Annotated in this window: 8 protein-coding genes and 1 pseudogene; 5 read left to right on the top strand and 4 right to left on the bottom strand. The window is 38.2% G+C overall.

Annotation, left to right across the window (positions count from 1 at the left end; genetic code table 11):
• Positions 1 to 165: 165 nt before the first annotated feature.
• Positions 166 to 375: a DUF6219 family protein gene (locus EAI83_RS14415; RefSeq protein WP_008392833.1), complete on the top strand. Its 210-nt coding sequence runs from the start codon at positions 166 to 168 to the stop codon at positions 373 to 375.
• Positions 376 to 637: 262 nt separating this feature from the next.
• On the opposite strand, the pseudogene EAI83_RS14410 reads toward EAI83_RS14415, so the two are convergent.
• The 4 genes and pseudogenes from EAI83_RS14410 to EAI83_RS14395 all read right to left on the bottom strand — a co-directional run.
• Positions 638 to 886 (bottom strand): annotated as a pseudogene (locus EAI83_RS14410) (ATPase); the annotation flags it as partial.
• Positions 887 to 922: 36 nt separating this feature from the next.
• Entirely contained in the window at positions 923 to 2,683 is a 1,761-nt protein-coding gene (locus EAI83_RS14405) for a diguanylate cyclase domain-containing protein (RefSeq protein WP_084449113.1), read from the bottom strand.
• A gap of 163 nt (positions 2,684 to 2,846) precedes the next feature.
• A complete protein-coding gene (locus EAI83_RS14400; RefSeq protein ID WP_021650115.1) occupies positions 2,847 to 3,065 on the bottom strand; it encodes a hypothetical protein in 219 nt (72 codons plus the stop codon).
• On the bottom strand, positions 3,062 to 3,346 hold the full coding sequence (locus EAI83_RS14395) for a transposase (protein WP_021650114.1): 285 nt from the start codon (positions 3,344 to 3,346) through the stop codon (positions 3,062 to 3,064). The genes EAI83_RS14400 and EAI83_RS14395 overlap by 4 nt, the downstream gene beginning before the upstream one ends.
• A gap of 106 nt (positions 3,347 to 3,452) precedes the next feature.
• On the opposite strand from EAI83_RS14395, the gene EAI83_RS17630 reads away from it, so the two are divergent.
• From EAI83_RS17630 to EAI83_RS14375, 4 genes are all read left to right on the top strand, one after another.
• A complete protein-coding gene (locus EAI83_RS17630) occupies positions 3,453 to 3,845 on the top strand; it encodes a hypothetical protein (protein WP_227588488.1) in 393 nt (130 codons plus the stop codon).
• Between the two features lie 25 nt (positions 3,846 to 3,870).
• On the top strand, positions 3,871 to 4,476 hold the full coding sequence (locus tag EAI83_RS14385; protein WP_129975860.1) for a DUF1349 domain-containing protein: 606 nt from the start codon (positions 3,871 to 3,873) through the stop codon (positions 4,474 to 4,476).
• A 70-nt stretch (positions 4,477 to 4,546) separates the two neighbouring features.
• The gene (locus EAI83_RS14380) at positions 4,547 to 5,383 is read left to right on the top strand and encodes an alpha/beta fold hydrolase (protein ID WP_330547805.1); all 837 of its coding nucleotides are present in this window, start codon (positions 4,547 to 4,549) and stop codon (positions 5,381 to 5,383) included.
• Between the two features lie 72 nt (positions 5,384 to 5,455).
• Positions 5,456 to 6,211: a 4Fe-4S binding protein gene (locus EAI83_RS14375; RefSeq protein WP_021650110.1), complete on the top strand. Its 756-nt coding sequence runs from the start codon at positions 5,456 to 5,458 to the stop codon at positions 6,209 to 6,211.
• Positions 6,212 to 6,240: the final 29 nt, after the last annotated feature.

Raw genomic sequence — 6,240 nt, 5'->3', positions numbered from 1 at the left:
ACGTACTATTGTTTATATTGAAGCGAATGTTACTATGAGGAGCCGTATGCGGGAAAGCCGCACGTACGGATCTGTGAGGGGCTAAGATTGAGAGGTCTTAGTCTACTCGACTGTATATATCTTTTAAAAGGTATATGATTAAGAAAAACGGCAGGAGGTATCTGAATGAAATCACATAAATATTGGTCTATCGGTGCACTGATTACAATGCTTGGAACTTTTTATACAGGTTATAAGGGATCAAAAGAAGGCCATAAGTACTTTGCAGCAAGTTCTTTGCTTTGCATGATTATGGCTATTTATACAGGACACAAGATGATTTCTGGTAAAAGTAGGAAGAAAAAAGAAGTTTCAGTAGAGAGTGTTGAAGATTAAAAAACAAAATATTTTAATAAATAACGCCGGTGCGGGATTTTTGATATCCAGTACTGGCGTTATTTATTCTACAGGGGATTGGGGGGTGTAGCCACCAAATAGTCAGTTTGCATTCCTTGTCAAAAGACATCGGATCACAGTTCAGTACATCCATATAAAACTCTTTTCATAGGATGCTTCGTCTGAATTCATCTGCAATCTCCGTCATAATAAAAATATCTCCATCATTTCAAAAGAGAATGCTGGAGATATTTCGCCTTGCTTATTCTTGTAGTAACCAATCGGCTATATCGTAAATTACGATTCCTTCATAGCTATATTGGGGATGTTTGGTTCTAGCAATAATCATTTTCGGATAAGCATCTCGAATCTGAAGCCGAGGAAAGCATTCTCTCTCAAATGTTTACTGCCCGGAAATGTTGTCGCTGATCTGAATATAAAACTTCTCGTTGCTTCTCTGAGCAATAAAGTCGGTTTCCTTTTGATAGAGCTTGCCGACATAAACATTATATGAAAATAGATCATACGCTCTGTTTTTTGCAATATTTTATCTTGCGAATTTATCATTGTAACGAATATGCATATCTTCCCAATCCATGAACAATACATAAAATACTTTCCCGTATTGCGGGCTCTCTACAATTCTTCCATGATCAAGAACAGAAAAATAAGTTCCGTCAGCTTTTCGAAGATGAAAGTGAGTATAGTCATTTTCATTGCCGTTGTCAATCTGTTCCCAGATACTTGATTCTATCTGTTGCTGTTCATCTTCACGAATCAAGTTGCGAAAACTTTTCTCAGTAAGTCTGAACAGTTCATCTATATCTTTATATCCGGACATATGAAGAAATTCATCATTTGCAAAAATTAGTTCATCATCTTCTTTGTCAGCTCTGTATATGATGAATGCACCTGGAAGATGTTCAGAGATATCCTTGAATGCGAATCCAAGTTGTTTGCGGGCACCTGACGGAAGTCCTTCTCTGTAGACCATACATCCATTTTTTCCATGAAGCTTTATTTCATAAAGAGCGGCATCTGCGCAGCGCATGAGTTGTGAACGATTGGATGCAAATGTTGGATATTCTGCATATCCTAGAGAAATATAAAATGCATGTTCCTTACCATGGTATGAGAATGATTTAGGAAGTTTGGTGAATTTCTGCAGCTGTATATCTGCTTCTGCAAAGGTACAATTTGGTAAAAGAATGCAGAATTCGTCACCACCATTTCTTCCAAGTAATGCATCGGATGGGAAAAAAGTCTTCATGCTGTCTGCAAGATTCTTTAGTGCCCTGTCTCCGTAATTATGTCCATAGATATCATTAATAAACTTGAAATCATCGATATCAAGGAGCGCAGCCACAAAATGTGTTTTTGGATTTTTTTGAATCATTTTTTCTGCAAATTCATCAAATCCATAGCGGTTATAAATATTTGTAAGAGAGTCTGTGCGCGCCAGTATCTGAAACTTTTTCTTATGTTCTTTTGCTACTAACCATACTCTGGTAAGAACTGACAGGAGAAGGCTTATTGTAAGAAAAATTCCGATGATGATTACCAGTAATGTGGCATTTCTCCATCCACTTTTAGGAGTTACTTCAAATTTCCAGTTTTCGTCTCCTATTGTAAATGTATAAGAAACAGGACGATTTATTTGCCCATCTGATTGATAAACCACTTTATAAGTATCACTCCATGGAGCGTCTGTTTTTGAAATTTTGTATTCGTATCCAAAATTTGAAAGTGCACTGATTGAATCTGAAAAAATATCCGGAACACGCAGGATAACAATAGTAAATCCCCAGAAATACTCATGTCCGTTTTTATCTTTCAGGTATATGGGATTGCGGACTGCAATTCCATATCCTCCCTGTTTTAATTTGAAGGGGCCCTGCGTAATGATTGTATGGTTGTCTCTTGCGTAACAGGAAATTTTTCCGCGGTCTTTATCATGGATCAAATCAATCTTACCTGCCTCATTTTCATTAGCCGGATAAATATCTGTAACAACACCATTAGGAGCGAGCTGTACACTTTCAATAGAATCAGACATAAGATTTCCTGCAATTGTTTCAAACTGACGGATTTCGCCATCTTCACTTATTAAGATTTGCTTCAAGGTATCTGTGATCTCAATTCCATTTGTAATTTCATTCTTTATTTGTTCGCCATAGGTGGCTACGTTTAATTGTGCTGTTATGTGTCTCTGCTCTTTTTCGTGGGTGTCTGTTTTGTATACAATCAAACTAATAAGGCATATGCCCAGTAAAAAAGTGATAAGAGGCACAAGTGTTTTCTTTTTCACTTGGTTCACCTTATTCTGTTCATGGGAATTATTATAATAAAGCATTATATCACAGAAGTTGAAAAACAGAATAAGTTTTATGAAAAAAACGAACTGTGCAAAATCTTTATACATCTATGACAGAAGAATATATATCGATAGGGATTTGTGAAATCTATATATTTTAAGAAGGAGCCTTGGAATCATCATAAATATCCTGTATTTTTGCTTTTACAGCTTTACGACGTTTTTCTGTATCAGAAGGTACGTGGTGGAGCCATGCAAGATATCCTGAGCGAGAGACACCTAAAAATTTCAACATTCCGAAGACGGAAACCCGACGTCCAGCCTTTTTGGCAGCTTCCGTCTTCTCAGACACTTCAAGATAAATGGCTTCCGTCATTTTCCCAGAATGTTGATTGCTTTTTCTAACACATCAAGTGCATCTTGGGCATCACGTAATTCACGTCTGAGACGGGCAATTTCCTTCTGCTCATCAGATGCATAATTACCAGAACCACGAACAGGAATATCACCTGATTCCCGGAAGTCTTTTAGCCATTTTGTTAATGTGCTGTATCCGATGCCAAGATTTTCTGCACATCCACGTACTCCGAGATCTTTGTGATCCTGATAGTACTGGACTGCATCAAGTTTAAATTGTTTGTCATGTTGCTTTGCCATATGAGATCTTCCTTCAGCATGCCTCTATTGTATCATGCTTATGTGTATTTGGAATTTCTCATTTTGGTTTGTACTATTTATATTCTAGCACCAATACCTGCAATCTATGAAGGCAAATCTGAGAGAAATTATTCACTATATTGACGAGTCAACACTTGAAAAAGCGAAGAACGAAAAAGTTCAAAAGCAAGAGTCTCCCTCAAAGACGTCAAAAGACGTAGAGGAGTCTGTTGATAAGATGATCTCCAATCGTATGAGCAAAGCATATTCTGAATGGAAATCAAATCAAGATACACAGCCATTTAATGAAAATATAGAGAAGGAATACCAGAAGCTTTTGGAAACACTGTCTCCGGAACAAGAGGAAGTGCTTACGAAGTATTGTGATGAAATATTTGCCAGCGGAGCAGAGACAGAAGAGTTTTTCTATCGCCTGGGTATAAAGGATGGACTGAGATTAAAAAGTACGGTAAAATCTGTATTAGAAATGATGTCGTGAAATCGGAAGTTGGAGGGATAATGAGATGAATATAAAAGATTTTAAGTGGACGAGAGAACCTGATGATTACACGCTGACAGATGACAAAATTGAGATTATTACACAGCCTGGAACTGATTTGTGGCAAAGAACTTACTATCATTTCCGCAATGATAATGCTCCGGTTCTGCAGATAGAAACAGAGAAAAAGTTTTTTTCATTTATAGTAAAAACTGATTTTAAGGAAAGCCATCATCGCTTTGATCAGTGCGGTGTGGTTATGTATCTTGACAGTGAGAATTGGTTGAAAGGTTCTATAGAATATGAGAATGACTATTTTCAGCACCTGGGAAGTGTTGTGACAAACAATGGATATTCAGATTGGGCAACTACGGAAATTGATGCAGAGATTAAATCTATATGGTATTGTTTCAGTAGACGTGAAGATGATTATTGCATTGAATGTTCTGAGGATGGAATACGGTTTAAGCAAATGAGGATTTGTCATATGTGGGCTGGTGCAGGAAAAATCAAATTTGGAATTTATGCATGCAGTCCGGAAGATTCATCGTTTAAAGCGGTATTTACAGATATGAAATTGACGGAGTGTCAATGGAAAGCCCACGATGGTCAAAAGCCGGATGAGATGTAGCAGACTGTATTTGATATAAAAAACCAATATGAAAATAGTTAAAGTTTTTCAGTTTGTGTAACTGAGAAAAATGAAAATTGCGGAGGTGGATTTGTTGAAGGAAAGTACATATCAAACTCCTTGCGGAACAATTCACTATTGGTCAAATAATCTGAGTTTGGATACAACGACGCTTGTATTTCTTCCGGGGCTGACTGCTGACCATAGACTGTTTGATAAACAGGTTGCGTACTTCGATGGAAAATATAATATTATTGTATGGGATGCACCGGCTCATGCCTCTTCCTGGCCGTTCCGGTTTGATTTTGACTTGTTTGATAAGGCAAAATGGCTGAATGTGATTCTTGAAAAAGAAGAAATCATAAAACCAATTATAATCGGTCAATCAATGGGAGGATATGTAGGCCAGGCTTATGCACAATTGTATCCTGACCGGCTGGCAGGTTTTATTTCCATTGATTCAGCACCGCTCCAGAGAAACTATGTGACAGCAGTGGAGATCTGGCTTCTGAAAAGAATGGAACCAGTATATGCATATTACCCATGGAAGTTGCTTTTGAAATCCGGAACTGAGGGAGTTGCAACTTCTGAGTATGGCAGAAATCTGATGAAGGAAATGATGCTGGTCTATGATGGTGATCAGCATCGTTATGCCCAAATTGCCGGGCATGGATTTCGTATTCTGGCAGAGGCAATGGAAAAGGATCTGCCATATGAAATCAAATGTCCTTCCCTGTTGATATGTGGTACAAAGGATCATGCCGGTTCATGCATAAGGTATAACAGAGAATGGCATCGAAAAACGAAAATTCCTTTAAAGTGGATTGAAGGGGCCGGTCATAATTCTAATACAGATAAACCGGAGATGATAAATAGTTTGATAGAAGAATTCCTTTCAAACATATAAAGACTATTGAAAACAATTGGTCAACCGTTATAAAAGGACAATAAACAAATCGGAATCAGTAGGAGGATCATTATGAGATTTTATAACATATTTTTCAGCCCGACAGGAGGTACAGAGAAAGTAGCAGATATTGTTGCGAAAGGGACGAAGCTGGATGCTGAAGAAATCGACCTAATTAAAGAACCAAATAAACTCATGAAGGTGAAATTTGAAAAAAAGGACCTATGTTTGGTTGCTGTACCGTCTTACGGTGGACGCATTCCATCAGTTGTAACGGATATGTTCCGCAAAGTAAAGGCAGATGGTACGAAAGCAATTCTTGTGGCAGTATTTGGAAACCGTATGATTGATGATACTCTATTGGAACTACAGGATGTTCTGGAGGCATCAGGATTTGTATGTATCGCAGGAATGGAGGCAGTCGCAGAGCATTCCCTGATGCACCAATTTGGAACCGGACGCCCGGATCAGCAGGATGAAAAGGAATTGCTGGAATTTGCCGCAAAGATTATGCAAAACAGCGAAGCACAAAGGACACCTGCATTTCCGGGAAACAGACCATATCGAGAATATGGTGGTGTTCCACTCAAACCTGTTGCAAATGGAAAATGCACTTCCTGCGGTCTGTGCGCAAAAGAATGCCCGGCAGGTGCCATTCCGTTGGACAATCCGAAGATGACCGATAAGGATAAGTGTATTTCTTGTATGCACTGTGTAGCAGTCTGTCCGAAGAAAGCAAGAAATTACAGTAAGCTTGTCAGTTTTATCGCTGGACTGAAAATGAAAAAGGTTTGTTCCAGTAGGAAGGAAAACAAATTGTATTTATAATAGGGCGAGCAATACAATGAGAAACATGT

This window comes from Blautia sp. aa_0143 (genome assembly GCF_004167315.1).
Lineage (GTDB): Bacteria > Bacillota > Clostridia > Lachnospirales > Lachnospiraceae > Blautia_A > Blautia_A fusiformis.
This window is presented reverse-complemented; position numbering and strand designations above follow the sequence as displayed.